Source organism: Klebsiella sp. 28 (genome assembly GCF_018223905.1).
Taxonomy (GTDB): domain Bacteria; phylum Pseudomonadota; class Gammaproteobacteria; order Enterobacterales; family Enterobacteriaceae; genus Klebsiella; species Klebsiella pneumoniae.
Map to the genome: position 1 here is coordinate 1 of NZ_JAGRQY010000233.1, position 2510 is coordinate 2510.

4 protein-coding genes and 1 pseudogene are annotated in these 2510 nt (G+C 55.7%); 4 read left to right on the forward strand and 1 reads right to left on the reverse strand.

Going from position 1 to position 2510, the window contains the following annotated elements:
- Positions 1 to 191, reverse strand: a pseudogene (locus tag KHQ28_RS26990) (N-acetylmuramoyl-L-alanine amidase); the annotation flags it as partial.
- Between the two features lie 211 nt (positions 192 to 402).
- On the opposite strand from KHQ28_RS26990, the gene KHQ28_RS26995 reads away from it, so the two are divergent.
- The 4 genes from KHQ28_RS26995 to KHQ28_RS27010 all read left to right on the forward strand — a co-directional run.
- A complete protein-coding gene (locus KHQ28_RS26995) occupies positions 403 to 828 on the forward strand; it encodes a GNAT family acetyltransferase (protein WP_002913637.1) in 426 nt (141 codons plus the stop codon).
- Positions 815 to 1264: a DUF2919 domain-containing protein gene (locus tag KHQ28_RS27000; protein ID WP_002913635.1), complete on the forward strand. Its 450-nt coding sequence runs from the start codon at positions 815 to 817 to the stop codon at positions 1262 to 1264. Before KHQ28_RS26995 ends, KHQ28_RS27000 begins: the two co-directional genes overlap by 14 nt.
- 61 nt (positions 1265 to 1325) lie before the next feature.
- Entirely contained in the window at positions 1326 to 1901 is a 576-nt protein-coding gene (locus tag KHQ28_RS27005; protein WP_002913630.1) for an RpoE-regulated lipoprotein, read from the forward strand.
- A 94-nt stretch (positions 1902 to 1995) separates the two neighbouring features.
- Positions 1996 to 2510 (forward strand): Dyp-type peroxidase (locus KHQ28_RS27010; RefSeq protein ID WP_211777753.1); only part of this gene is annotated, 515 nt, incomplete at its 3' end.

Genomic DNA, 2510 nt, shown 5'->3' on the forward strand with positions numbered 1-2510 from the left:
GGATCTAACATTACAATCCGGCGACCCCCGGCCTTTTTGGCGGCGGGTTTGCTGTGTCCATTTGACGTTTTCAGTGGCTGTTCTTTTGCGCTGACCTGTGAGGCGACGCCGCTCAGCGTCATCGCAGCCAGCCCGGCTTTCAGCACCTGACGGCGCGAAGCAAGTATTTTTAAGGGTTTAAAAGTGCTCATTCGGCCTGAATTGTAAACAAGTGATGTCCAATGTTATATCGTATCGCGTTTGCCGTTACGACCATTCAAAATAAGAATTGTTTTACTTTTCATTTCAATACATGACAAAGTCATATTATGCCATTTTTTGTCGCTGATTTCGCCTGATATTGGCTATCAGTTATATTCGCGCCATAATCACTGTTTTTAACCGTCAATGGTGGGGAATACCATGGAGATTCGCGTTTTTCGCCAGCAGGATTTCGAAGAGGTTGTGACGCTGTGGGAGCGCTGCGATCTGCTGCGCCCGTGGAACGATCCGGAGATGGATATTGAGCGCAAGCTGAATCACGACGTCAGCCTGTTTCTGGTGGCGGAAGTGAATGGCGAAGTGGTCGGCACAGTGATGGGCGGATATGACGGTCATCGCGGATCGGCCTATTATCTCGGCGTCCATCCGGAATATCGCGGCCGGGGTATCGCGAACGCGCTGCTCAACCGTCTGGAGAAAAAGCTGATTGCTCGCGGCTGCCCGAAAATCAACATTATGGTCCGTGAAGACAACGACGTGGTGCAGGGAATGTACGAGCGGTTGGGCTATGAGTACGCCGATGTCCTGACCCTGGGCAAACGCCTGATCGAAGATGAAGAATACTGAGTTTATCCCCGCCGATTTTGATGCCCATGGCCGTCTGCGCCTGCCTTTGCTTTTCTGGTGCGTGCTGTTGTTGCAGGCCCGCACGTGGGTGCTGTTTTTGATGGCCGGCGCATCGCGCCAGCAGGGCGACGCGATTCTTAATCTGTTCTATCCCGATCACGAGCGCTTCTGGCTTGGTTTACTGCCAGGCGTGCCGGCGGTGCTGGCCTTTCTGCTTAGCGGCTATCGTCAGCGCCTGCCGCGCCTGTGGCGGGCGATGCGCTGGCTGCTAGTGCTATCGCAAGTGCTGCTGTTGCTGTGGCAGCCGATGCTATGGCTGAGCGGCGAATCTCCCTCCTCGTTGACCATTGCGCTGCTGGTCGCGGATGGCTATGCCCTGTGGTGGCTGTTAACCAGCCGTCGCCTGGGCGCCTGTTTTCACCAGACCACCTTTTAATGGCACTTTTTGCCGATCGTGAACTCCAACATGCGTTGAATGACTCAGAAAGGATTGAGATATGAAATCGCTACGTGTAATGCTCTGTGCGCTTCCGCTGGCGCTGACCGGCTGCTCCACGATGAGCGCAGTCAACTGGTCGGCGGCCTATCCGTGGAACTGGTTTGGCGCTTCCACCGAGGTGACCGAGCAGGGAGTGGGTAAACTGACGGCTTCCACGCCGCTCAATGAACAGGCGATTAGCGATGCGCTGGGCAGCGACTACCGTTTACGCAGCGGAATGAAGACCGATAAGGGCAATATCGTCCACTACTTTGAAGCCCTGAAAAACAACAGCGTGGCGCTGACCATCAATGGCGACAACGGTGCTATCAGCCGGATTGACGTGCGTGATGCGGATATCAAAACCGCCAGCGGCGTGAAAATCGGCACACCGTTTAGCGACCTGTACAGCAAAGCCTTCGGCAACTGCCAGAAAGGCAGCCATGACAACGGGGCGGTCGTCGAGTGTCAGGCCGAGGGGAGCCAGCATATCAGCTATGCCTTCACTGGCCACTGGAGCGGTCCGGACGAGCTGATGCCCTCCGACGATACGCTGAAAAACTGGAAGGTCAGCAAGATTATCTGGCGTCGCTAAATTGATCTGAAGAGACACGACAGCTCTGAAAAACGGTTACAATGGCGCGTTAGCAACGCGACAGCGTTGTGGTTGCATCATTTCAGGAGGAGCGATGTCTCAGGTTCAGAGCGGCATTTTGCCGGAACATTGCCGCGCGGCGATTTGGATTGAAGCCAATCTCAAAGGGGACGTTAACGCCCTGCGCGAAGCGAGCAAAATTTTTGTCGATAACGTGGCCACCTTCCAGGCTAAATTCCCCGACGCCAAACTCGGTGCGGTGGTGGCGTTCGGCAATAACGTCTGGCGTCAGCTGAGCGGCGGCGAAGGGGCGGATGAGTTAAAAGATTTCCCGGTCTATGGCAAAGGGCTGGCGCCGTCCACCCAGTATGACCTGCTGATTCATATTTTATCCGCCCGTCATGAAGTTAACTTCTCGGTGGCGCAGGCCGCGCTGGCCGCCTTTGGCGACGCTATCGACGTGAAAGAAGAGATCCACGGCTTCCGCTGGGTGGAAGAGCGTGACCTCAGCGGCTTCGTCGATGGCACCGAAAACCCGGCGGGGGAAGAAACCCGCCGCGAAGTGGCGGTCATTAAAGACGGCGTGGATGCGGGCGGCAGCTACGTGTT

What these genes read in the sequence shown, in the direction of transcription:
- KHQ28_RS26995 (WP_002913637.1), top strand. Translation starts at nt 403, where the DNA reads ATGGAGATTCGCGTTTTTCGCCAGCAGGATTTCGAAGAGGTTGTGACG.
- KHQ28_RS27000 (WP_002913635.1), top strand. Translation starts at nt 815, where the DNA reads ATGAAGAATACTGAGTTTATCCCCGCCGATTTTGATGCCCATGGCCGT.
- KHQ28_RS27005 (WP_002913630.1), top strand. Translation starts at nt 1,326, where the DNA reads ATGAAATCGCTACGTGTAATGCTCTGTGCGCTTCCGCTGGCGCTGACC.